Below are 24,391 nucleotides of genomic sequence, written 5' to 3'. Positions count from 1 at the left end.
GTGACTGGGACAAAATGAGAAGGTAATTGTGAACCACGCACAAGGGGTTAGCCGAAGATCCTATAACCGATGTTGCACTTATGCCTGTTGGGGTAAGCCTTCGCCGAGAGTGAAACGGAATATTAAGGCAAGCTTTCGCCTGGCGAAATGTGATCACTACTCCCTCCCTGTTTTATTTATCAGGTACACCCATATACAAAATTGCCCAAAGAGAATTGTATTCCATGTTTAGTCCAGTTATGATAATCTAGTGTCAGGAAAAACGTTTGCACAACTGTTGCAGCGCCGAAAGCTACTATTTGTTTTCAAAGATGTAAAGAGGTGGAATTAATGGATAGAGTATGGTGGAAAGAAGCAGTTGGTTACCAGGTATATCCCCGCAGTTTTCAGGACAGCAACGGGGACGGCTTTGGTGACTTGCGCGGAATGATTCAAAGACTTGATTACTTGAAAGATTTGGGAGTGGATTTCATTTGGATCTGCCCTATGTATAAATCTCCGTTAGATGATAACGGTTACGATATTTCTGACTATCAGGATATTCTAGAAGACTTCGGTACAATGGCTGACTTTGACGAGCTGCTGCGTGAAGTACATAAACGCGGGATGCGGCTGATTATTGACCTTGTGTTAAACCATACAAGCGATGAGCATCCCTGGTTCATTGAATCCCGTTCCTCCAGGGACAACCCTAAACGGGACTGGTACATTTGGCGTGACGGAGTAAATGGAGAAGAGCCTAACAACTGGGAAAGCATTTTTGGCGGGTCTGCCTGGGAATACGACGAACAGACTGGCCAGTACTACCTTCACGTTTTTTCCCGGAGACAGCCTGACTTGAACTGGGAAAACGAAGAAGTGAGATACGCCCTCTATGATATGGTGAACTGGTGGCTTGAAAAAGGAATAGACGGATTCCGGATTGACGCCATCAGCCATATTAAAAAACGGCCCGGCTTTCCGGATATGCCAAATCTTGAAGGAAATAAATATGTCCCTTCATTCGACATGCACATGAACCAGGAAGGCATCCATGACTTTCTCCAGGAATATAAAGACGAAACTTACGGAAAGTATCCGGACGCGATGACAGTCGGTGAAGCCAACGGTGTAAGTGTAGATGAAGCTCACTTATGGGTAGGCGAACATGGGAAAATGGATATGGTTTTCCAGTTCGAACACCTGGATCTTTGGGATTATGAAGTGGGCGGAGGGCTTGATGTCAGCCAGCTGAAAAAAACCCTCACCCGCTGGCAAAAAGGGCTGGAACACGACGGGTGGAATGCCTTGTTTATTGAAAACCATGATAAAGCAAGAGTGGTCTCCACCTGGGGCAATGACAGGGAATACTGGAGGGAAAGCGCCACGGCGCTGGGTGCCATGTATTTCTTAATGAAAGGCACGCCTTATATTTATCAGGGCCAGGAAATCGGTATGACGAATATTTATTTTGACTCCCTCGACGATTATAACGATGTCGCTGCCATAAATATGTTTGCAGAACAAACAGCAGCCGGTGAGTCTCCCGAAAAAATTCTTGATGTCCTGGCACATACGTCAAGGGATAACAGCCGGACGCCAATGCAGTGGTCAGGTGAACTGAACGGCGGGTTTACGACAGGAAAGCCATGGCTGAAGGTTAACCCGAACTATAAAGACATCAACGTAGAAAAACAGCTGAAAGATGACCGGTCTATCCTTCAGTTTTATAAAGAGATGATTAAGCTTAAAAAGGCTAATGATATCTTTACGTACGGAAGTTACGACTTGCTGATGGCTGAACATACTCAGATTTTTGCTTATAAAAGAGAGCTTAACGGTGAAACAGCTCTCGTTATCACTAATCTGACAGAGAAGGACGCGGTCTGGACGGCAGGTAAAGAGGCGCCTCAAGTATCCGGATCTGATCTTGTACTCTCAAATTATGAAGTGGAAGCGCACAAAGATGTCTCTGAAGTTCCGTTAAAACCTTACGAAGCAAGAGTGTATTTAATCAAATAAATTGGCACACTTACAGCCCGGGCAGTGGTATTCACCGTCCGGGCTTCTTGTTTTATATTCCTTGTTTCCCTGCTTCACTACAGGTCTATTTTGCACGCACCTGTCAAAGCGCCATCTAGTAAGAGTGGGTCATCCCTCCGTCAGCAACAAACATCTGCCCTGTCACATAGGTGTTTAAACCTGAGCCCAGGAACAGAATAATGTTGGCAAACTCTTCAGGTTCACCATACCTGCCGAGCGGAATAGCAGCTTCCGATTGTTCACGCACCTCGTCTGGAGTCAGCTGCAGTTTTTCTGCTTTAGCTGCATCAAGCGTCCGCACTCTCTCAGTATCAATTCTTCCAGGGCCCACCGTATTGATCAATACGCCGTCCGGAGCTAGCTCTTTAGACAGAGTTTTAGCCAGTCCCACTATTCCCATTCGGTAAACGTTTGAAAGCAGAAGGCCGTCAATCGGCTCTTTAATAGACGAAGAGGTAATATTAACAATTCGGCCTTTAGACTGTTTTAAATACGGAAGAGCATACCGGATGGCCCTCACGGTGCTCATTAAAGTGAGCTGATAAGCCCATTCCCAGTCCTCCTCGTCAAGGTCTTCAAATTTCCCCGGAGGAGGTCCTCCTGCATTGTTGACTAACACATCAATTCCGCCAAAGCGGGCCGCCGTTTCATCAATTAATTTTTTTATGTCCTCTTTTTTTGACACATCACAAGGATGATACGCAATTGTTCCTTCTGCAAAGGATGAGAGGTCCTCAGCTGTCTGTTTCACATTTTTCACCGTCCGGCTCGTCAGCATGACATTCGCTCCTGCTTTCGCATAGGCCTCTGCTGCCGCTTTTCCGAGACCTTTGCTCGAAGCAAGTACAAGTACACGTTTTCCTTTTAACCCTAAGTCCATTTAATCAGCTCCTAGAAAAATTAGTGTGATGGATCCTTCCAAACCATATCTACATGGGGAATATCATCTTCCAAATATACCTCTGACACTGGTTTAAATCCGAATGAACCATAAAAGTGCATGGCATATTCCTGAGCCTGCAGTTTAACTTCCTTTTCTTTCAGGTGATTCTTTAAAAAATCCATAGACCGCTCCATTAATTCTCTGCCAAGGCCTGTTTTCCGGCAGCTTTCTTTTACAAGCACACGGCCGATCGATGCCTGTTCATAACTGACACCAGCTGGGAGAAGCCTCGTATAGGCAACCACTTCGCCATTTTTTTTAGCGTAAAGGTGATAAGATGCCTGATCCTTATCGTCTACTTCGGGATAAGGGCAATTCTGTTCTACGACAAAAACATTCACTCTTTCCCTGATCAAGTCGTAAAGTTCATTTGTAGTCAGATCTTCAAATTTTTTTATGTACCAATCCATGCCGAAAAGTACCTCCTGCAGCAATTTGACACAGCAAGCAAAAAAGCCGGTGCATCAGCTTCATTCTATCAATGTTTATGAAATTTTCAAACTATTATAAACCCTTTCGTGCTGAACGTCGTTTAAAAGGGGGTGAAAATAGTCTGGTATAAAATGTTTACAGCTCATTTAAAAGCACCTGCCAGACTCAGGCGGCAGGTGCTTTTAATTACGATAAATAATATAAATGAGATAAATAATGTAGGAACTGACGAGTACGGCTCCTTCCAGCCTGCCGACTTTCCAGCCTGTCCTGGAGAACATGAGGAGTGAAACCGTAAGAATAATCATAAATGTGACATCAACAAATATTCTGCTGTCTATGTTAAGAGGGTTAATGATAGAAGCAGCTCCTAATACAAATAAAATATTAAAGATACAGCTTCCGACAATGCTGCCTAAAGCCAGATCACTGAACTTCCTGATAGCTGCAGTGATCGCTGTAACAAATTCAGGAAGAGACGAACCTACAGAGACGACAGTTAACCCTACAAGTGTTTCGCTCATTCCAAACTGAAGAGCTATATCTGTACTGCTTTCTACGACCCAGTAGCCGCCAAGAACTACCGCTCCAAGCCCTGAAAGTGTAAATAAACTGTTTTTTCCCCACCCGCCCCCAGAGGCTGTGCGCTCATCCACACCCTCGGTTATGGCTTTGTCTCTGTGGTTTCTCGCCAATTCAAATACATAGTACATAAAAATAGTGAAAAATAGTAACAGGACAATACCGTCCCCGCGGGTAAGTATATTAGTTGCCTCCGCATCCACCCACCTGTCAGCCACTAAAGCCAGGATCGCCACACCTGCAAGCAGAGTAAATGGAATTTCTTTGCGGACCGTCTGGCTTTCCACTTTTAATGGTAGAATCACTGCCGTAAGTCCAATGACTCCTGCAATATTAATAATATTGCTCCCTATCACGTTTCCGAAAGTAAGCCCGGGACTGTCTTCCACCGCAGCAATAATACTGACAGTCGCCTCGGGCGCGCCAGTTCCAAAAGCGACAATTGTTAATCCGACCAGTACAGGTGAGACCTTTAAAATACGGGCTATTTCTGAAGCCCCGGTTACAAACCAGTCTGCTCCCTTAATTAAAAGTATAAAACCTGCAACGAGCAAAACATAAACCATGCATCTCACCGTCCTTATCTGTTGCAACGGTTTTATTATGCATGGTTAAACGGTCTTTTATTCTATTCGGTGGAGGAGTGAAAAACCTTCTCCCATGCTAAAAACTCTTTGTAAACAAGGGCAGTTTGACTGTCACAGTCATGCCTTTACCAGGTTCAGACTCAAATGCGAGGGAGCCGTTATGCTTTTTGATTATTTCTTTAACAATGGTAAGACCTAATCCTGTCCCTCCCGAGGCGCGTGATCTCGATTTATCAATCCGGTAGAAACGTTCGGTGAGCTGCTTCAATGCGTCTGCCGGGATGCCTTCCCCGTAATCAATAACCTTTAATACAGCCTCGTCTCCTTCTGTTTCCATTAAGACGTCGATATAGTTTCCTTCTTTTCCGTATCGGACAGCGTTTTCTATTAAATTGACGAGAACTTGTTCAATCCGTTTTTCATCTCCGTTAATAATGGCGCTGTAATCGAGGTCAGTTCTTATTTCCAACTCCTGTCCCCTGCATAATAAATCCAATCGTTCGACTGCCTCTTCTATAAGCTGCGCAAAGGGTATCGGAGCGAGCGACATTGGATAGGAGTCTCCTTCCAGCCGCGCTAAGTCAAGGAGGTCGTGAATCAGACTCTCCATCCGGTTTCCCTCGGCCTGTATTTTTTCTATATATTTTGTATTCAGTGGTTCCCCTTTTCCCTGCTGATCCAGCAGCACTTCCGAATATCCTTTTAAATAACTTAAAGGAGTTCTTAATTCATGAGACACATTGCCGAGAAATTCCTGTTTTTTCTGGTCGGCTTCAGCTAAGGAAGTACTCATGTAATTAAAAGAAGCTGCCAGGTCTCCTATTTCGTCCTTATTAGAAACCTCTATCTTCCTTGAAAAATCCCCCCTGGCTACGTCCTTTGAAATAGCTGTTATTTTCTCAACCGGGTTAATGACGTAATCTGCCACTTTTTTTAAAATAAACACAATGAGTGTAAATGCCAAAGCTAAAACCGCAAATATCAGCCCTTGAACCGATTGGAAAGGGGCAAAAGTAGCAGTAACTGGAGTGGAAATAATGACAGCTCCAAGCAGGGTCTCGTGATCATCCAGTAATGGGTTTAATATAACAAGATAGTCTTCATTGTGGCCTGCTTTGGTCGAAATCAGAGGGTTATTTTCAGACAGGTTCACCATTTCTTCATCAGTCAATTGGCGTTCGGTCTCGTTCAAAGGTATATTTAAAGGCAGCTGTCCGTTTAACAGGTTTTCCGAGTCGTCATATTGTATATGGGCAGCTGCACACCTGGACATAAAGGAAATAAGCTGATGGAATTCTTCCTTTTCCTCATCATCCTGCTCATAGTAAACTTCAGCAAGGACGTCTCCCCTTGCGCTTAACTGGGCGATCTGGTTTTCCATATAATACTGTTCATATAAATAATCTGTCAGCATAATAATTGAAAACATCGTGACACTTGTAAAAGCGATAATGAAAATCCACGTTTTTTTCTTAAGAGACCATGTCATGTTTTCACCTTCTCAAGGACATAACCGACACCATAAACAGTCTGGAAATACTCTCCAGCCTGTTTCATTTTGAACCTTAGTGTTTTCATATGAGTATCGACTGTGCGGTGCCCGCCTGCCGTATAATTCATTCCCCATACCCGGTCCAGCAGCTGTTCCCGGTTAAACACCTGCTCTGGATGATTCAAAAAATGGATAAGCAGATCATACTCTTTTCGGGTTAAGCTGATCAGTTCATTGTTCACATAAACTTTACGGGCACCAGGGTTTACTTCTATAATTCCGTACGTCATCTCGCCTGTATCGTTTTCTTCATTAAATTCGTAGTTTCTCCGCAGCTGGGCTTCAACCCTGGCCAGCAGTTCCCTTGGACTAAAAGGTTTAATAATGTAATCATCAGCTCCCGATTTAAGTCCCTGGATACGGTCATTTTCATCTGACTTTGCTGTGACCATAATGACTGGAATTTTCCTTGTCATCCTCATTTCTTTTAATGCCTCAAAGCCGTTCATTACCGGCATCATCACATCAAGGAGAATAAGATCTATTTTATGGGTGTTAATTATATCCAGGAGTTCACGCCCGTTTTCTGCCGTAACCACCCGGTAACCTTCCTTCTCAATATACTCAGAAATAAATGCCGTCATTTCGGCTTCGTCATCGGCTACCAGAATTGTGAAGTTTCTCTGCCCCATCATACCCACCCCCGTTTTTTACCTGTTACCCTTATCATACGAAAAAATTTATCCCTCTCCTAGCATATCCGTTAAAATGTGCGATAATTGACAAAAAAAGCATATAAGGTTTTTTTAAGTCAGGATGATGCGGCATTAGGGGGATAAGGAGGGTGAGGCAGATGAGGACGCAGCATGTGTCAGATAATGCCGATGAGGCAGGATGATCCAGCACGTGTATATTAGGTGCAAGAAAATAAAGATGCTTGTATTTTTCTTGAAATTCATAACTACAATTAAAATAAAGGCACTCACTTGTCGTGCTGCCTTCTGAGTGGACCTTATTTCCGATATATGAGCCTCTCACTTGGCGTGCTGCCTTCTGAGTGAACCTTATTTCCGATATATGAGCCTCTCACTTGGCGTGCTGCCTTCTGAGTGGACCTTATTTCCAATATATGACCCGCTCACTTGGTTCGGTGCCTTCTGAGCGGATCTTATTTCCGATATATGAGCCTCTCACTTGGCGTGCTGCCTTCTGAGTGAACCTTATTTCCAATATATGACCCGCTCACTTGGTTCGGTGCCTTCTGAGCGGATCTTATTTCCGATATATGAGCCTCTCACTTGGCGTGCTGCCTTCTGAGTGAACCTTATTTCCAATATATGAGCCTCTCACTTGGCGTGCTGCCTTCTGAACGGATCTTATTTCCGATATATGACCCACTCGGCTGCTTATCCACTGACTAAGTGGGTCTTATTCACACTTTAAGACCCACTCGACAACTTTGGTGCTAACGAGTGGGCGATATTTGCCCACCCACTAAAAAGGGGCTATCCTCAAAAGTTTGACTTTATGGGACACCCCCTGAAAATAAGCTTAATCAAGAGAATAACTGCCGTCAGAAGAAATTGAAATCGGTCCGTTTAAATAATATACCTCTTCATAACCGAGGTCTGCGATCTTTTCTACCACCCCGGCTGCCCGCGCACCGCTTGCACAGTGGATAACCAGCGTATCTTTTTTATCATCTGGTAATTTCTCTTCTACACCAGGATCGTTTGCATGAATATCTCCATCTGGAATATGAATAGCGCCATCAATCATCCCGCTGGCTGTTTCAGATTCGCCGCGTACGTCAATCACTGTTGAGCCTTTTTGTACGAGATCATCAAACTCATCTGCGCTGACTGACCGGTCGACTTTTCCGGCTGATACGTCAAACTCTTCTCCGCCGCTTTCCATTCCAAAAACCGGAAGCCCTGCCTGTTTCCACGCCGGCATACCACCGGCAAATACTTTTACATTCGTATAACCGTCTCCAAGTAAACTTTCAGCCAGTTCGTGGCTCTTGTGACAGAAAAAGCCGCCGCAATATACAATGATTTCTGCCTCTTTATTTTCCGGAGCAAACCCGGTGTATTTTACATCGTACTGGGTGTCATCCCAAAAAACAGCGGTAGGAATGTGGGCATTAAAGTAACCTTCATACGTTCTGGCGTCAATTAATAAAACAGGTTCGGTATCCTCTCTGGCAACGTAGGATTCCATAATTTTTTCTTCCACGTAGGACTCATCAACCGTAAAGTAATTCCCTGCCTGCTTCCAGGCCGGCGTGCCCTCCTGATAGACATACGAATTGTCATAGCCGAGTTCCATCGCTTTTTCAGCAGAACTGCCGCTTAAAGGGCAGTGAAGCCCTCCACAGTAAAAAATAAGCATCGTTTCTTTATCTTCCGGAAGCATATCTGTTAAGGAATCAAACTCACTGTCAGGGATGTTTACCGCCCCATTGATATGCCCGGCTGCAAAAACTTCCCTCGGTCTAGCATCAATCAGGGCTACGCCGCTCCATTCAGGAGGCACGTCGTCATATGAATTTCGGTCCTGGCTGGTCGTCTCCTGTCCGTCCAATACTCTCATCAATTCAAGAGTGGTAATATAGTTCCAGTCTTCATTATAAGGAACATGCTCCTGTTCGCCTTCCTCTTCCTCCGTTATGATGTAGTCAGACAAATCCTGTTCAGAAGCGCTTGTGAACGGCTCCGGTTCGGCTGCTTCCAGCTGGGCCTCTGTTCCGCACCCGGCAGCTCCGACCATGAGTAAAGCTCCCAGCAGCAGCCCGTAAATCCGGTTCATTGTCATCACTCCTCTCCGTTTATTATCTCCAATGGATGGATCGACAGCAGGTTTCTCAGCCTTCTAGTAACTTCCTGATAAAAAGGCACCCCGCCTAATTTGTTCATCTCTTTCTCAAAATCTTTTATCCAGTCCAAATGTTCATTATAGAAGGTGACAGCCATACGGGTGTCTTCTCCAAGTAAAAAAGCATAAAATTCCAGTTCAATTACAAGATGGTCAGGCATCATCTTAAATTCTTCTGGCACTCCAAAGCCGTAACAGCTTAGTAAATGATTCATATGAAGCGCGCTGTCTCCCATATAATAGCCTCTTTTTTTCGCAAGCTGTTTAGGAGCATCAGCGTCTGTACTCCAAGGTTTATAAAGAGATTCTACGGGAGGCGAAAAAGGTTTGCTCAACCCGCTGAATGCCGTCATAAACTGTTTTTGCACATTGTTCTCCGCGGTGATCAGCTGCTGAAGAGAGAGTCTGGTAGTTACCGGTAGAGAACAGGATACGAAACCGCGGTGCATCTCTTGTTCAGCTGTTCCGTTCATCACTTCTTCCGTAACCTGTTCATCCGGATATTTATAAAGCTCAGCAAATAAAGTTATGAGCTCCTGATAATGGTTTTTAACTGCGGGTATAAACATCTTTTTCACCTCTGTACTTACGAAATAATTATGCTTTTTTGGCTAATTGAACAGATACAGGAGCCTTTTCATCTTCTCCCTCTTCATGAGGGGCGGTTTCCAGGTTCCATTTTCTTTCACCCATGAGGTAGAGAAGTACCGCTCCTCCGATTGCCCCGGCCATTACTCCCCATTCAGCCCAGGTAATTGTCCAGTCGCGAAACTGCGGTAAAAGTGCACCTTTGACGGGCTCAAGCGGAATCATCTGGCCGGCGAAGACAAGATCAATCCTCATCACAAAGATCCCGACTAGAGCAAAAGCAGCAGCGGCAAAAACTCTCGCCGGTTTAAACCCGCCTGGAAGCGTAAGAATCAGAAGCGGAATAATCATACCAAAACCTAGTTCAAAAAAGTAAAACTGAAAGCTTAGCGGACCTGCTAAGAGTGCCATTATTCCGTCATGTTTTCCAGGTACAGCTCCGTAAACGCCGGTTAATATTTTCCATACTGTAAAAAAGACGGTGATTGAAAGAAACAGGACCATCAGTTTTCCGAGATGGGAAACGATATGGCTTCCTTCCACCTGCATGTCTTCGGTCCTTTTCACCTTGGAAACGAGGAAGTACATAAAGGCAAGTAAAGCAGCGCCTGAAAGTAAAGCGGATAAAATAAAGTAAATAGACATATACGGTCCGGTCCAGTAAGAACGTGCCACTAAGAATCCGAAGACGGCTCCCAGATTACTGTGGGCCGCAATGGCCGAAATCAGAACAAGGATGCCAAACAGCCGCGACTTTTTATGGTCATCTTTCAGTAAAAAGATAAACTCAAATACCAGCAGTACGAGATAAATACCGTACAATAAGCCCATCCAGAAGATCGCCGACTGGAAGTTAGGGCTGAAAAGAATGTGAATCATACTGAAAGGGCTGCCAAGTTCCAGTCCTATTACGATGAATCCCATTAGGAGGGTTATAATTGATCCCAGAACTGCACGTTTGGCAAGTGGTTCAAAACGTTTCATGTGAAAGACGTGTCCGAGGGCTGCAACAAGAGACAGCCCTGTACTCGACACGACGAAGAAAACATACCCTGCAATCAGAGCTCCCCACGGAACATAGTTTGAGGTCCCCATGGAGTGTTCCCCGTGAATGATGATATTGAGCGCGCCGGCAGCCCCAAACAGGATTAAGGCTCCCGAGACGGCATACCAGAATTTATGATTAGTTAACATCTGCCACACCTCACTTTCGTTTTATATAATAAATACGCGGTTTTGTTCCTTTTTCAGTAACCAGCTGGCTTACTTCATGCTGCGCCATTTTTTTATTAATCTCACTGTCAGGATCATCCAGTTTTCCGAAAAGCCTTACTTCGTTCATACAAGTACTTGAGCAGGCAGGCTGTTTTCCTGCTTCCAGCATTTCAGGACACCACCTGCACTTTTCAGGGATCCTCGATTCATTCAGCTGGCGGGCATCGTAAGGACAGGCCGTCATGCAGTACTTGCAGCCGATGCATTTATTTTCATCAATCGAAACGATGCCGTCCTCCCTTTTGAAAGTAGCATTAGTCGGACACACCGTGGCACACGGAGGATTATCGCAGTGCATACATTGGAGCGGCACAATTTCCATGACAGCATTCGGATATTTTCCCCGTTCAATAAATTCAAGCCTGTTATAAGTGACTTCTTCCTCAAGTTCGTTATACATGCTGCATGCAATACTGCAGGCGTGGCACCCTGTACATTTCGATGCGTCTATTAAAAGTCCGTAACGGGCCATTATGCTTCACCACCTTTGCTGACAGTCACGACTACTTCCTGTGACATCGTTGTTCCGGAATAAGGTTCAACCATAGCAGGAATAAAATCATTGTAGTTGACTCCCAGGTTATAAGAAGTTTGTAATTTATCCGAGAATCCGCCATAAGCGGAAGAGATCCATACGCATTCAGGGTGAATCAGTTCAGTCACTTTTACCGGGATGCTTTTAGTCGCCAGATCCGAAGCTATAGTCACCTGATCACCGTCTTTAATGCCAAGTTTTTCAGCTCTTTCACTGTTCATCCACACCGCCGTGCCATTGTACTTTTCAGTGATTTTTACAAGATGAGGGTTGTTGCTTGTCACGTGATGGGAATGATAAGGCTGCTTTCCATGAATCAGCCTGAACTGATCAGCTTTTGACCGGTCCGGTTCCACTTTAGGCGGAATCCATGTTGGTATTCCTTTTTTGCCGTCAATCCGGAACAACTCAGCAGAAAACTGAATTTTACCTGTGTACGTTCCAAGAGCTGGTTTGCCTTGCATATTTACCGGAAATTCCGGTTTAACAGCGCTGGTCTGAAGTTCCACAGTCCCCGCTTCTTTTAATTGTTCAGGTGACACCCCTACAGGCTCCAGCATCGCTTTCATTTCATCGTCTACCGTAAAATCATAAAGGGCATTATAACCCATCGCTTTTGTAACCCCTCTCATGATATCGATCAGAGGTTTTGTATCGTGAAGCGGCTCTGCTGCCTGCTGCCGGATTGAAATCTGTGGATAATCGTGTGAAATATGGCCGGACACCGCTGTCGGAACTTCCGTTCTCTCAAGATAATAACTTTCAGGCAGAATATAATCCGCTGTATAAACAGATGTTTCATTCCAGTCAACCGGGATGGAAACCACCAGCTCCGCTTCTTTTATTTTCTTCTGATACTCTGGATCAGGAGCCGTTCTTAAAGGATTAAAGTGATAAATAAAGACAGACTTAATTTTACCGTCGGCAATCATATCGGGGACCGTATGGGAAATACCGCGGCCCGGCTCTACGGTCATGTATTGGCCTTCTATCCCTGCACCGTCTGCCCGCTGCCCTTTTTCTGTTTCAACAATATCTTTATGGAGATATTCCCCGAAGTCGACATTGGCGCTCGGCATTAAACCGCCGCGTTTATAAAAATTGCCGGCCAGCGCGTTCAAGATGACTCCCATCTGAGCTGTCTGTGTGCTATTAATATAATGGCAATGCAGTCCGTGCCACCCCGGTTCCATAAACGCCTCAGGTGCGTTGGCAGCAAATTCCCTGCTGATCTCCCTGATTTTGTCAGCAGGTATGCCAGTCAGCTCTTCTGCCCACTCAGGCGTTTTATCTTTGTTTTCATGCCAGTAATCGTCAAAACCGTCTACGTACTTTTTGACAAAAGCTTTGTCATAGAGATTCTCACTGATCATCACGTGAGCCATAGCAAGGCGGAGAGCTAAATCGCTTCCGGGTCTTATAGGAATCCAGTCATCGGCAATTTTTGCTATTTCAGAGTATTTCGGGTCAATAACAACGATTTTTGCCCCGTTCTCTTTCGCTTTCGTGATTTGGTTCATACCATTTGGAATAATTCCCCCGGCAAAGTTTCTGCCTTCAAAGATCATATATTTCGCATGGGCATGGTCTCCGTTAAGCATACCGCCAACCATCTGCTGCCACGCATTCGTCTTTGAAGAAAAGCATGTGGAGTAATGCGTGATATAGTTGGATGATCCAATACGATCCAGCAGAGGATCGGCGTACCGCTTGCCCCTGACGCCGTGTTCGAGCCACAGGAAGCTGTTTCCGCCATGTTCCTCATTTATTTTATTCAGCTTTTCCCCTATTTCCTTAAATGCCTGATCCCAGGATATAGGTTCAAATTCACCTTCCGATATCTTTTTCATCGGTCCCGGAACGCGCCCCTTGCCGTAAAGGTCCGCTGCCATTCCATGTCCTCTCGCGCAAAGTCTGCCTTTCGACTTAAGGTGAACAGGGTGCCCTTCCACGCGCCATAAGCGGCCATTTTTCATATACGCGTAAATTCCGCACATGCTCGCACAGCCGTTGCATGTCGTGGCAATTCTTTTCACATCTTCATTCTCTGCGGCTTCTTTAAAGTCACTGATTGAGAGTTTAAACGGGATGGCCGCTGCTGCCGCAGTGACAGCTCCCGCTTTTAGAAAACTTCTTCGCTTCATTTTCATCACGTCTTTTCACTCCTTTCGTTTAACTGCAGCTCGTCTCTACGTCGCCGCCGTCTAAATCGTATTTAAGCTCCTCGACAGGGAGGGTCTCTGTGCCGTCAAAATTAAGCGGACTCTGTCCAATGATGCTTTCATCACCAGCCCACATACTCATCCCGTAAGCCATCGGGACAGCCGGTATTTCCAGCTGATTAAGCAGGCGGTTCACCTGGCTGGCATCGTAGCCGTTATAGCCGATTAATACCGTCGTTTTTTCCGGATCAAGCAGTTTCAGCTGGTCTGCTTCAAATAAATCTGTATACGGAATGTTAATGGCATAAGGCACGTGGCCTCTCTTATAATCGTCTTCATGTCTGATATCAACTAACTGGTATTCTTCAGATTCTTCTTTTTCAACCATTTCTTTGACATCCGGAACGCCTATTACCGCAGGCATGTCTTTATCCAGATAATTTTGTGCCTGGTTCATAACTATTTCACTGATTGTGAGATTGTCCTTGTAAGTCACTTCAGGCAGTTCATAGTCTCCTTCTGTTTCGAAAGAGTGCTTCACAACTTCCAGCTCCGCCGGTGCCCCCGGAATATTGGCGCCAAGCTCAGTCCCTGCGGCATAGCCTCCCATTCCGAATTGAAGCGCTTTCGCTTCATAACCTAAAAGATTCAGCGTCCCCGCCGTCTGGCTTGCCGTGTGTCCTGAGAAACATACCACATAAATTGTTTTATCCTCAGGCAGCTGGTCCAGCATGTTTTCTTTCACCGAAATCCGGTACGGGATATTTACGGCTCCCGGGATATGACCTTTCGCAAAAGTTGATGTGTCCCTCACATCCAGAATGAGAAAATCTGAGCTGTCTTCAAAAATTACCGTCTCATATAACTCTTTAGCGGTTATGATGTCAAAATCCGGCTCCTGCATGTACTCGTACGAATGCTGCCGGATGTCTTCAAAGAACTCTGCCTCAAGAGCCGCTTCTGTCTGTTCCTGTTCATTTGCCGCATCCGCTTTTACTTCTTTTGGCGTTAATGCTTCTTCATTTCCGCAGGCCGATAACACAAGCAGCAGCCCCACTGATAAACCTGCCCATTTAGGTATCATAAATTCAACCTCCCTTTACTATTCCTGATCAAGCCGCCTTGCCGTTATAATTTAAGCTTAGAAAACAATTATGAAATGATCATGAAATCCTTCAGAGCATTCTGTGAACAGCAAACAAAAAAACGCCTCACAAACCGTCGTAAGACGGCCTGTAAGGCGTGGATTAAAAGATAAACGAACGCGAGTCGGGAATTGGTTAAAGTACAAATACGAGAAGTTGTGCGGCGATAGCTACAAAGATAAGTGCAAACGGGTAAGCGGCAGCATAAGCAATAGCAGGCTCATCCCCTTTAGTCAGCTGGTTCACAGCTCCTAAACCAGGCGTACTCGTTAACCCTCCGCAAAGGGCGCCGAGCGAATGAAGAATGCTTAAGTGGAACAGTTTTTTTGCAATCAAAAATCCGGCCAATATAGGCAAAATGGTAATAAGCGCCCCTCCAAAAACAAGACGAAGCCCTTCTGCCATGACGACCTCTACCAGGCCTTCCCCTGCTGTGGTGCCGGCCCCCGCCAGAAATAATACGAGGCCTATGTCACGGATCACCTGATTGGAAGGCTGGAAAAACCGGGCCTGGATAGGTCCAAGTTTTCCGAAGTGGCCGATAATTAAGGCAACAAATAAAGGACCTCCCGCCACACCGAGCGTTAATGTGCCAAGCCCCGGCAAATAGATCGGCATTAATCCGACAAAAATGCCTATAAGCAAAATTAAACTTAATGAAAAAATATGCACATTAGTAACAGCGAGCTTTTTCCTGCTGAAAATCTGTTCAACTTCGTTCAGACGGTCCTCGCTGCTTACGACAGTTAAGATGTCCCCCCGTTCAAGGCGCCAGCCGGGATTCTGATTAAATTCAAAGCCTCCCCGCTCCATGCGCGTGACGGTTACACCGAACCTGCTTCGTAACCGCAGCTCCCTTATACTTTTTCCGATCATGTCTTCCGAATCCACGGTAATCTTTCTCAGTTTAATATGGTCGGCATTGGAGAAATCAGTGGCAACTTTCCGTCCGATATCCTCACATAATTTTTCCAGGTCTCGCAGAATACCTACAGCCACAAGGCGGTCGCCTTTTAAAATGACTGTGTCGCTTAAACTGATAATGTTCCGGTTTCCTCTTATGACCCGGCTGATCACAGCTGAACTATTAGGCGCAAGCTTCAGTTCCTTCAGCGTTTTTTTATGAATATGGTCCTGTGTCACTTCAATAGTCATCGCTTCCGGAGAAGCTTTGTGTCTTACAGGCCCCACTTTCCGTTTTAAATCTTTTTCTAAATCAATCTGCAGCAGCTTTGGGAACAGCTGGACAAACAGAACGACAGCCACCACCCCGAACGGATAAGCAATCCCGTAACCGACTGACGCGAGCGGATCGTTAGTGGATTGGAGTGCAGCAGCAAGACCCGGCGTACTGGTGAGAGCGCCTGTCATCAGCCCGATACTTAAAGCGGGCGACAATCCAAGTACCTTTGACACTAAAATAGTTGTCAAAGAAGCGATCAGCACAATCAGCAAACCAATAATGCCAAAAATAATTCCGGATGTTTTCATCATTCTGAAAAACCTGGGGCCTGCCTGCAGTCCGACAGCAACAATAAACAGACTGAGGCCAAGGTTTTGTACCACCGGCGAGATCTGGTAACCGAAATGGCCGAATACCATGGCCACAAGCAGTACACCGGACGTACCGAGACTTAGCCCTTTTATTGTTGCCTGGCCAAGAAGTGAACCGAGAAATAAAATAACAAAAAGGAGCACAAGCGGCTCTTGCAATAATTGTATGAGCGGTTCCATACTGTTTCCCTCCATCTGTAAATACACTGGTGACCATTTAATGAATACTTTCAATTATAGACCTCCTGCAAATAAAAAAAAGTGTTACCCCCCTGTAAATTAAAGGATTCACACATTTTTAGACAAACGTTCATACAGTTGTCAATGATAGCGCTGTCAATTACTTTGTTAAATGATCAGATAATCCCATGCATTAAAAACTGATTCAAAAGAACAATATAATCACACGTTTTAACGTTTTAGGCAGAGAACAACGGGAGGTGAAGAAAATTAAATACCTTTTAGTACTAGTAGTCCTATTAACCTCTTGTCAAATGGACAGCAGTATTGAAAACGAGCAGGGAGATTATTTGTACAGCCGGGCTCCCGGCTCGTCACCTGATAAAAAAGTCGTTATGGTGATGATTGACTCATTAATGGGCTCCACACTTGACGAGAGCCTGGAGGAAGGCAGCGTTCCCGCTCTTGAATACTTAATAGAGAATGGCCAGTATTATAAAGATTTAGTGGCACCTTTTCCCAGCATGTCTGTTACGGTGGAAAGTACGTTAATTACTGGAGAAATGCCTGATAAGCACAGGGTTCCCGGTTTATCCTGGTTTAAACAGGATGAAGACCGGATAGTGAACTACGGGTCTAATTGGGAATTCTGGCGAGAAAACGGATTATCCCAAGGACTGTACGATGTGCTATATAACCTGAATAATGAGCATCTAAACAAAGATATCCCTACGGTCTTTGACGATCTTGACGCACAAGGTTTTACTTCCGGAGCTGTCAATACAGTTTTGTACCGTGGAAATACGGAACATACGCTTGACATGCCTCCTTTAACTGAGCAATTGAGTGACCTGCCAGGCACTATTGAAACAAAGGGACCTGACAATCTGTCTTTCGGGCGTCTTAAGAAACCTGACGGGTTTGAAAGTGAGGCATTTACAGACGGTATTTTTAACCGCGCAGGCCTGGTAGACAAGTATTCAATGGAAGCTGCCCAGCGCCTTATAAAAAATAATAGGCAGCCGGATTTTCTGCTTTTATTTTTTCCTGACAATGACAAAGAAACCCATAAACATGGGTCCCTCCACCGGGACGGATTTGAAAAAGCCGATGGCTGTTTACAGGGAATCCTTAATAGCTACGGCAGCTGGGAAAAAGCGCTTGAAGAAAATGTGTTTATCATTTTCGGGGACCATGCCCAGAACCAGCTTAACAAAACTGAAGAAGAGACAGCGATTGATTTAGAGAGCCTTTATGGCGATTATTATATTGCTGATTTAGGGGACCCGGTCAGTGAAGGAGACATAGGTTTAGGCGTTAATCAGCGTATGGCCTATATTTATGACTTGCATAACAGAAACCTGATTCCCTCTCTTGCAGGCCGTGCGCTAAATAATCCGGAAATAGACATTGCGGCTTGGCTGGAGGATGGATGGGTTAAAGTCATGAGCCCTGGCCATAATGGAGAGCTGCGGTTTAAAAGAGACGGGGAAATAACAGATAGTTACGGGCAAAATTGGACGGTTCAAGGAAATGAAAAGATCCTGGACCTGAATAAAAAGGGTGAAAGTGAAATAAGTTATGGCGATTATCCGGATGGCCTGAACCATTTGGAAACTGCACTGAAAAGCCATGAACCAGCCAAACTGGTTCTCACTGCCAGACCGGGTCACTCTTTTTACGCAGATGGTATTGCTGTCCACGAGGATGGCGGAGAACATGGCGGGCTCCATAAAAATGACCTCCTTGGTGCACTCGTTATTGCCGGAACTGACCAGGAACCGGCCACCATTCGTATCGTCGATTTGAAAAATTATATATTAAACCTTTTTGAAGATATGGAATAAGGAATGGAAGTAATTACTTTGATGGTGTGGATACATTTTTTCTTCTTTTTTTAACAATAATAAAACTGATGGACTATTCTTTTAAAGGAGGAAGCAGTATGCCAAACCAAAATCCGAATGTCATTAACCAGCAGATGCAACAGCAGCAACAGCAGGGAACCCAATTATCAGAGAACATGCCACCTAATAAAAGCCACGGCGGGCATGAACTGTTCGATGCCCACGAGGTGATCGGAGGAGTCATTGGGACTCTTGACCAGTATGAACTTTATAACCAGCACATTCAGGACCAGCAGCTGAAAAGCATTCTGAACAGGCAAAAAAGCTTTTTAACCGAGTTGTACAATATTATGGTTGAAACGTTAAAAACAGGCCAGAAACCGTCCCAGTCTACAAGTGTTTACCACATGACAGAAAGCAATGATGTGATGTACGGCTTAACACCTAGCACCCCGAAGAAACCTGCCGGATCAGTCAACGAGCTTAAAGATGAGAATATTTCCGGTTTCATGCTTGGTCAGGTAAAGGGACTCGCTTCAATGATGGCAATGACGGCATTAGAAATGACTAATCCGGTGATGCGCCGGGTCACAGCCGACAGTGTACCTAACCTGATCGAAATGAGCTATGAAATGTTCCTTTATCAGAACAGGAACGGCTATTATCAAGTTGCACAGCTTGCCGACCAGGATATGACTCATATGGTTGACAGCTACGCGCCGGCACCTCCTCCGACTTTAAACTAATCAACAAGGAGGATGACTATGCGCAGCATGCGAAAAAAGGAAACGAATAAGGTGTCACCTGAGGTGGAAAGAACAACAGCGCCAGGAATAGATGAGGAAGAAGAGTTCGGGGAAGATGCTACTGAAGACGAACGTCGGAAGGGCGACTCTACTAAGGTCACCCGCCTTATTTATGACGAATACGACCCTTCTTAATGGTAAAGCGAGAGAGCACCGGCAGGTTTGCCGGTGCTCCACTCTTTTTTCCGCCCCCGCCCCGCAGCTCTTAAACGCGCCATACATCTGCAAAACAAGCTATAGACGTATATAAGCAGTCAGCGGGAGATGGTCAGAAGCTTCTCTCATATCTGACACCACCGCCGCCCCTGTCACTTCGACCCCTTTTGTAAATATATAATCCAACGTTAACCTTGGACGTACCGATGGGAAGGTTAAACCAGAACCTGTCCCTGCAGCCTGCCAGGCATCTGTACTTTTTTCGGTTATTTTCCGCCAGTTTCCTGAGCCAGGCAACATATTAAAGTCACCCATCACAATGGAAGGAAATGTGTTTCCGAACATCCGTTGTGCAATAAAATCGGTCTGTATTTTTCGCAAAAAAGGATTAAAGCTTAAATGGGTCACACATACCCTCACTACTTTCTCGTCTATTTGAATGGCCGTTTGAAGAAGAGACCTTCCTTCAAAAACCCCCTTTATAAAGTTAAACGGAATAACCTCCCTTGATAAGATCGGATAACGTGATAACAAGGCATTTCCATATTGCCCTCTCCCTGACATAAATGGAATCTTAACTGTGATTGCGGGGCCGAAAGCGGAGGACATTTCCAGCAGGTCTGCCAATTCAAAAAGCTGGTCTTTAAAATAACTGCGGCTGGAAAAATGCCTGTCCACCTCATTCAGACCGACAATATCCGGATTGGCCAGTTTAATTGCTTTAGCTATTCTCCCTATATTAATCCGCCTGTCCATCCCCAGACCATGGCGGATATTAAAGGTCATGACCTTAATCTCCACTAAACCCACCTCTGATGCTTTTTCCTGCTTAATATGCACGAATGATTACCCTTTCCTGTTACTATCTCCACAGCGCTTATTTTATAAGCAGATAAAAGTGGTTATTTAAATCTTTTTGATTTCTTTAGCCCTTTTTAACAGCAAATCACTAGTTAACTAAACCATTAGACTCAAATTGGAGTCCCAGAGACATATTTAAGTGTAAATAATTTGGAAACAGGGTAGAAAACCTGAGAGAATCTTGATGAAGGAGCGTTTTGAATATGGAACGATATAAAGTCATCTTTGAATTTGAAAATGGAAAAGAGGAAGCAGCGTATTTTACTGAAAGTCCGGTATCCCGGGTAAATGACTGGGTAGAGAGAGAAAGAGGCCATTGGGCCAGGGTTGAAAATTCGCTTATTAATCTTGATAATGTAAATGTGATTAAGGTTGCGTTAGTCGAATTAGATCCTAACGGTAAAGAAGATAAACTGATTGAATGGGTATAAGCTAAAGAAGGGCAGACAACCTGCCCTTTTTTTGTGCACGGAAAAACAGCCGCCCTGAAGGAACTGCAGCGACCGGCACACCAGCAGAATTGTTATAACATTTTTTTAAGAAAAGTAATCCTCCACTTCCCCTCTGTGTGGAAGGGACGGCTGGGCCCCTTTCCGTGTGACAGTGACAGCTGCTGCTTTAACAGCCAAATCAATAGCCTTCCGTTCTGTCAGCCCTTCACTCAACCCTGCAGCCACTGCACCGATAAACGAATCTCCGGCGGCTGTCGTATCTAAAGCTTTTACTTTTTCAGAGGGTATGTGTTCCCTCGTTCCTTCACCCACGCAGTAACAGCCTCGATCTCCTGCAGTCACGATCACTTTTCCAGCACCTGAAGCGAGAAGACGATTAGCTGCTGTATAAATATTATTTTCAGTTTTGGCAGGCAGCCCGGTTAAGGTCTCGAGTTCAATCTCATTTGGAATAATGAGGTCTATTTTTTTTAACAATTCACCAGGGAGATACCGTGCTGGCGCCGGATTTAAAATCACTTTCTTTCCCAGCTCTTTCGCCAGATCAATGGCCATAACGACTGTTTCAAACGGAACTTCCAGCTGAAGAATAATAATTTCCCCCTGCTCAATAACGCCTCGAATGGCATCGAGGTCGTGGGGGCGGAAGTTATTGTTAGCGCCATTAACAAGAACGATGCTGTTTTCACCGGTGCTGCTGACCTGAATAAAAGCCATGCCCGATGGTGAACCGTTTTTTTCAATTTGAATGCCGTCTGTTGCCACACTTGCCTGTTTTAAGCTCTTCAGCAACTCGTCACCGTAATCATCTGCACCTATTTTTCCAACCATATGTACGTCTGCTCCCAATTTACCGGCTGCGGCTGCCTGATTGGCTCCTTTTCCTCCAGGAAGCGCACTAAAGCTTGTGGCGCTTAACGTTTCCCCCGGCTTTACTAAATGATTGACTTCGGTGACCAGATCCATATTTAAACTGCCTATGACCACTATTTTTTTCATGAGCTGAACCCCTTTTTTTATAAAAATATATTATTTAAGTTTGCGGATGCTGTTTTCTAATTGACTGATAAGCCCTTCCCTGTTTACATCCATGGCCACATAAACGTTTGCTCGGGTTCTTGAGAAACGGCGCTGATCCATCACTGTCATACCGGACGTATATTCCCCTTTCGTTTCTACCTGAACGTGAAAGCGGCTGAATTGAAAAAGACCAGGATCAAGCAGAGAGGCAACAGCACAAGGATCATGCAGTCCTTCCACACGGCCTTCCTGAAAATAATAATCAAGCATCGAGGCAACAAGCCGTCCTGTCTCATTCCCTGTATCTCTAATTCTTTCAATGTCTTCCTTGTAAAGAGGGACCTTTTGGGTCACATGCAAGCCGAATAAAGTAACAGGAACTCCTGATTCAAGAACAATTTTGGCAGCTTCGGGATCCACAAAGAAATTAAATTCCGCTGCCGGTGTAATATTCCCTCCCCTCAATGATCCGCCCATAATTGATAACTGGCCGATTTTTTCTGTCAGATGCGGGTAGGTTTTAATTAACAGCGCCACGTTTGTCAGTGGACCGACAGCTATAAGAGTTATTTTTTCAATTGAGTTTTCCAAAACCTTTCTCATAGCCTCAACGGCCGGTTCCGTGCTTAATTCCCTGCCCGGCACATTCATGTCCACATTTCCAAGTCCTGAATCCCCATGGATTTTCTCAGCAAGGACAAGCGGCTTAATGAGCGGTGCCGCTGCTCCTTTAGCCACTTCTATCGTTTCATCCCCTATAAAACTTAACAGATCAAGCGTATTTCTCGTTGTTTTGTCAACTGTCTGATTACCGGCTACAGTAGTAATCAGCTTAACATCCAAGTCTGGGGACGTGACAGCCATAAGAATGGCCATCGCATCATCAATACCTGGATCACAGTCAATAATAATTGGTTTAGACATCCCCAACCCTTCTTTCTTTTAAGTATTGCTGCCCCGTCAATTTGCCGGGGTGTATGTATAGAAGTCTGCTTTCATCTTATCACAGGAAAGGAAAAGAAAAGGTAAACCTCGGATATCAATAGGAGTAGTTCACAGCTAAATAGGGAAGATAAGAGTAACTGAGTCTTAAACAGGAGGAGTGTATTTATGAAAATATTATCTGTTATTGCCGCAGGAGCCGCATCGGCCGGTGCTATTTTTATGGCTGTCAGGAATAATACTGAACCGAAACACCTTGGGGTCAGGGACGGGCGTCTCGCTGAACTTCCATCGAGTCCCAACTCCGTCTCCTCTCAAACGAGTATTGATGAAAAACGGGTCGATCCCTTTCCTTTTAAAGAGGACTTGGAAACTACGCGTTCGTTAGTGAAAACAATTCTGGAAAAGAGAAACCAGTGTGAAATTGTAACTGAAAGTAATCATTATATTCACGCAGTTTTCAAATCAGAGCCTTTAAGGTTTAAGGATGACGTCGAATTTTATTTTGATGAGGCAAACCAACGTGTTGATTTCCGCTCATCCTCGAGGACAGGGTTTTACGACATGGGAGTAAATGAGAAAAGGTATGAAGAAATCTGGAAAGAGTACATGGGAAATTAACGGCACAGCGATCCGCAGTAAAGGTGACTTTGCTGCGGGATCGGGCTAATATATAAAAAGCACAGGCAGGGTTTGCCTGTGCTTTAAATTATGCTTTCTTTTTGTCTGTTGGAGTCTCTTCCATCCGGCTCCGCGGCTCAATATCTTCATGATCGAGACCGTATCCAAGCGAGCCGTACACCATATCATCGCGCGGATCAATCAGTTCTTTCCCTTTGTAATAAATACGCGGTGTCTTCCATAGAGCTTTTAATGCGCTGCTCATCGGCATTTCATGGTACAAATGCGGCCAATTTTTCTTAATATGATCTTTAACCATTGGATAATACTTTGAGCTCATGCTAGGGAACAAGTGGTGTTCCGTATGATACGAAAAATTAAAATGAAGCACATCCACCCACTTAGGAACCGTGACCGACAAGCTGTTTGCTAACGGATCATTTACGGGCACCTGAGGATTCAGCCTATGGTTAGTTGAGATATATCCCATAACAATCGCATTGGCAATTAATAAAGGAACGAAGAAAATGAACATCCATGTCGAGAATCCAACGAAAAACATTAATCCGATCCATGTAGCCCATGGCAAAATAAATTGCATCCAAACTGACCACTGCTTTTTCGGCTTAAATTCCTTTACATAAATGAAGAACATTCTTGTTGAATGCAATGTAAAAGTAAAGGTTAGTGACAAAAATTCAAAGAAGGCTCTTACCGAAAAAGGAAGACGGTAAATGAATTTCAAAACAGAGCTTTTATCGACTTTGTCTTTTGTCAGCCACGTATCCGGGTCGTTCTCTTCATCCTGGGTGTGTACGTGATGAGTCATATTGTGCCATTTACGCCACAGTTTTGGTCCAGTAACGAGGGGCCAGAAGCAGATGCCGCCAAGAAAGTTCCTTAACCAGGCTTTTCTGACAACGGTTCCGTGCAGAATTTCGTGTCCGAGAAAACCGAGAGAAGCAAAACTGGCACCAATTATTAATGATAATCCTAAATTAACAATGAACGGCAAATTAAATAAACCGATCGCAACCATACTTCCTATCGTTATAATCAAGTAGGCGAGTCCGCCTAACAAGCGGGCAGGAACAGGTTTAAACGCTTTTTTTGGCAAATGGGGAGAAATTTTTGATGCGTACCAGCCAAAAGAATGAAGTTCTTTCATGAAGTAAGCCTCCAATGCTCTTTCGATATTTGTATTTTCTGACAATTAATAGCAGGTAAGTTACGTTTATTACTAATGTGCTAACAGTGTCATCATACCAGCTGCGATAAAATAAAGCAATGTGTTTTTATTACCAGGTGATAA

The 24,391-nt window shown here is 44.7% G+C and carries 22 protein-coding genes; 6 read left to right on the top strand and 16 right to left on the bottom strand.

Annotation, left to right across the window (positions count from 1 at the left end; translation table 11 throughout):
* The first annotated feature begins 330 nt into the window (after positions 1-330).
* Positions 331-2,001 (top strand): glycoside hydrolase family 13 protein, encoded by a 1,671-nt coding sequence (locus tag BMW59_RS06265; RefSeq protein WP_093048926.1) that lies wholly within the window; start codon positions 331-333, stop codon positions 1,999-2,001.
* Between the two features lie 115 nt (positions 2,002-2,116).
* Here BMW59_RS06265 and BMW59_RS06260 read toward each other — a convergent pair whose 3' ends face one another.
* The 12 genes from BMW59_RS06260 to BMW59_RS06205 all read right to left on the bottom strand — a co-directional run bounded on the left by BMW59_RS06260 (position 2,117) and on the right by BMW59_RS06205 (position 16,428).
* Complete coding sequence (locus BMW59_RS06260) at positions 2,117-2,902, bottom strand: SDR family oxidoreductase (protein WP_093048923.1); 786 nt, start codon at positions 2,900-2,902, stop codon at positions 2,117-2,119.
* Between the two features lie 20 nt (positions 2,903-2,922).
* Entirely contained in the window at positions 2,923-3,375 is a 453-nt protein-coding gene (locus tag BMW59_RS06255) for a GNAT family N-acetyltransferase (protein WP_093048920.1), read from the bottom strand.
* Positions 3,376-3,579: 204 nt separating this feature from the next.
* On the bottom strand, positions 3,580-4,545 hold the full coding sequence (locus BMW59_RS06250; RefSeq protein WP_093048917.1) for a calcium/sodium antiporter: 966 nt from the start codon (positions 4,543-4,545) through the stop codon (positions 3,580-3,582).
* Between the two features lie 97 nt (positions 4,546-4,642).
* Entirely contained in the window at positions 4,643-6,055 is a 1,413-nt protein-coding gene (locus BMW59_RS06245; protein WP_093048914.1) for a sensor histidine kinase, read from the bottom strand.
* Positions 6,052-6,750, bottom strand: coding sequence for a response regulator transcription factor (locus BMW59_RS06240; protein ID WP_093048911.1), 699 nt, complete (start codon positions 6,748-6,750; stop codon positions 6,052-6,054). The genes BMW59_RS06245 and BMW59_RS06240 overlap by 4 nt, the downstream gene beginning before the upstream one ends.
* Positions 6,751-7,609: 859 nt before the next feature.
* A complete protein-coding gene (gene srrF / locus BMW59_RS06235; RefSeq protein WP_342739735.1) occupies positions 7,610-8,869 on the bottom strand; it encodes a respiratory selenite reductase-associated lipoprotein SrrF in 1,260 nt (419 codons plus the stop codon).
* A gap of 5 nt (positions 8,870-8,874) precedes the next feature.
* Positions 8,875-9,504, bottom strand: coding sequence for a TorD/DmsD family molecular chaperone (locus BMW59_RS06230; RefSeq protein ID WP_093048905.1), 630 nt, complete (start codon positions 9,502-9,504; stop codon positions 8,875-8,877).
* Between the two features lie 28 nt (positions 9,505-9,532).
* Positions 9,533-10,717 carry an NrfD/PsrC family molybdoenzyme membrane anchor subunit gene (gene nrfD / locus BMW59_RS06225; RefSeq protein ID WP_093048902.1) on the bottom strand — a complete coding sequence of 395 codons (1,185 nt, stop codon included), beginning with the start codon at positions 10,715-10,717 and terminating at the stop codon, positions 9,533-9,535.
* Between the two features lie 10 nt (positions 10,718-10,727).
* Positions 10,728-11,270 (bottom strand): respiratory selenite reductase subunit SrrB, encoded by a 543-nt coding sequence (srrB, locus tag BMW59_RS06220; protein WP_093048899.1) that lies wholly within the window; start codon positions 11,268-11,270, stop codon positions 10,728-10,730.
* On the bottom strand, positions 11,270-13,486 hold the full coding sequence (srrA, locus tag BMW59_RS06215) for a respiratory selenite reductase catalytic subunit SrrA (RefSeq protein WP_093048896.1): 2,217 nt from the start codon (positions 13,484-13,486) through the stop codon (positions 11,270-11,272). Before srrA ends, srrB begins: the two co-directional genes overlap by 1 nt.
* Positions 13,487-13,505: 19 nt before the next feature.
* Complete coding sequence (gene srrE / locus BMW59_RS06210) at positions 13,506-14,579, bottom strand: respiratory selenite reductase-associated lipoprotein SrrE (RefSeq protein WP_093048893.1); 1,074 nt, start codon at positions 14,577-14,579, stop codon at positions 13,506-13,508.
* A gap of 196 nt (positions 14,580-14,775) precedes the next feature.
* Complete coding sequence (locus BMW59_RS06205; RefSeq protein ID WP_245732971.1) at positions 14,776-16,428, bottom strand: aspartate:alanine exchanger family transporter; 1,653 nt, start codon at positions 16,426-16,428, stop codon at positions 14,776-14,778.
* 260 nt (positions 16,429-16,688) lie between these two features.
* On the opposite strand from BMW59_RS06205, the gene BMW59_RS06200 reads away from it, so the two are divergent.
* From BMW59_RS06200 to BMW59_RS21575, 3 genes are all read left to right on the top strand, one after another.
* On the top strand, positions 16,689-18,221 hold the full coding sequence (locus BMW59_RS06200; RefSeq protein WP_093048890.1) for an alkaline phosphatase family protein: 1,533 nt from the start codon (positions 16,689-16,691) through the stop codon (positions 18,219-18,221).
* A gap of 98 nt (positions 18,222-18,319) precedes the next feature.
* Complete coding sequence (locus BMW59_RS06195) at positions 18,320-18,967, top strand: spore coat protein (protein ID WP_177174212.1); 648 nt, start codon at positions 18,320-18,322, stop codon at positions 18,965-18,967.
* An 18-nt stretch (positions 18,968-18,985) separates the two neighbouring features.
* Positions 18,986-19,162: a hypothetical protein gene (locus tag BMW59_RS21575; RefSeq protein ID WP_177174201.1), complete on the top strand. Its 177-nt coding sequence runs from the start codon at positions 18,986-18,988 to the stop codon at positions 19,160-19,162.
* Positions 19,163-19,261: 99 nt separating this feature from the next.
* On the opposite strand, the gene BMW59_RS06190 is transcribed toward BMW59_RS21575, so the two are convergent.
* Entirely contained in the window at positions 19,262-19,984 is a 723-nt protein-coding gene (locus tag BMW59_RS06190; protein WP_093049418.1) for an endonuclease/exonuclease/phosphatase family protein, read from the bottom strand.
* 263 nt (positions 19,985-20,247) lie between these two features.
* Between BMW59_RS06190 and BMW59_RS06185 the strand changes: the two genes are divergently transcribed.
* A complete protein-coding gene (locus BMW59_RS06185; protein WP_093048887.1) occupies positions 20,248-20,475 on the top strand; it encodes a hypothetical protein in 228 nt (75 codons plus the stop codon).
* A gap of 105 nt (positions 20,476-20,580) precedes the next feature.
* Here BMW59_RS06185 and rbsK read toward each other — a convergent pair whose 3' ends face one another.
* Complete coding sequence (gene rbsK / locus BMW59_RS06180) at positions 20,581-21,495, bottom strand: ribokinase (protein WP_093048884.1); 915 nt, start codon at positions 21,493-21,495, stop codon at positions 20,581-20,583.
* Positions 21,496-21,525: 30 nt separating this feature from the next.
* Complete coding sequence (locus tag BMW59_RS06175; RefSeq protein ID WP_093048882.1) at positions 21,526-22,440, bottom strand: nucleoside hydrolase; 915 nt, start codon at positions 22,438-22,440, stop codon at positions 21,526-21,528.
* A gap of 186 nt (positions 22,441-22,626) precedes the next feature.
* Between BMW59_RS06175 and BMW59_RS06170 the strand changes: the two genes are divergently transcribed.
* Positions 22,627-23,079: a DUF1499 domain-containing protein gene (locus tag BMW59_RS06170; RefSeq protein ID WP_245732969.1), complete on the top strand. Its 453-nt coding sequence runs from the start codon at positions 22,627-22,629 to the stop codon at positions 23,077-23,079.
* An 88-nt stretch (positions 23,080-23,167) separates the two neighbouring features.
* Here the strand turns inward: BMW59_RS06170 and desB are convergent, their stop codons facing one another.
* Positions 23,168-24,247 (bottom strand): Delta(10) desaturase DesB, encoded by a 1,080-nt coding sequence (gene desB / locus BMW59_RS06165; RefSeq protein ID WP_093048879.1) that lies wholly within the window; start codon positions 24,245-24,247, stop codon positions 23,168-23,170.
* Positions 24,248-24,391 lie beyond the last annotated feature (144 nt).

Source organism: Salipaludibacillus aurantiacus, from assembly GCF_900111295.1.
In the GTDB taxonomy this organism is placed as follows: Bacteria; Bacillota; Bacilli; order Bacillales; family Salisediminibacteriaceae; genus Salipaludibacillus; species Salipaludibacillus aurantiacus.
Note: the sequence above shows the minus strand (reverse complement) of the source record. Positions and strands in the feature narration are given on the sequence as shown.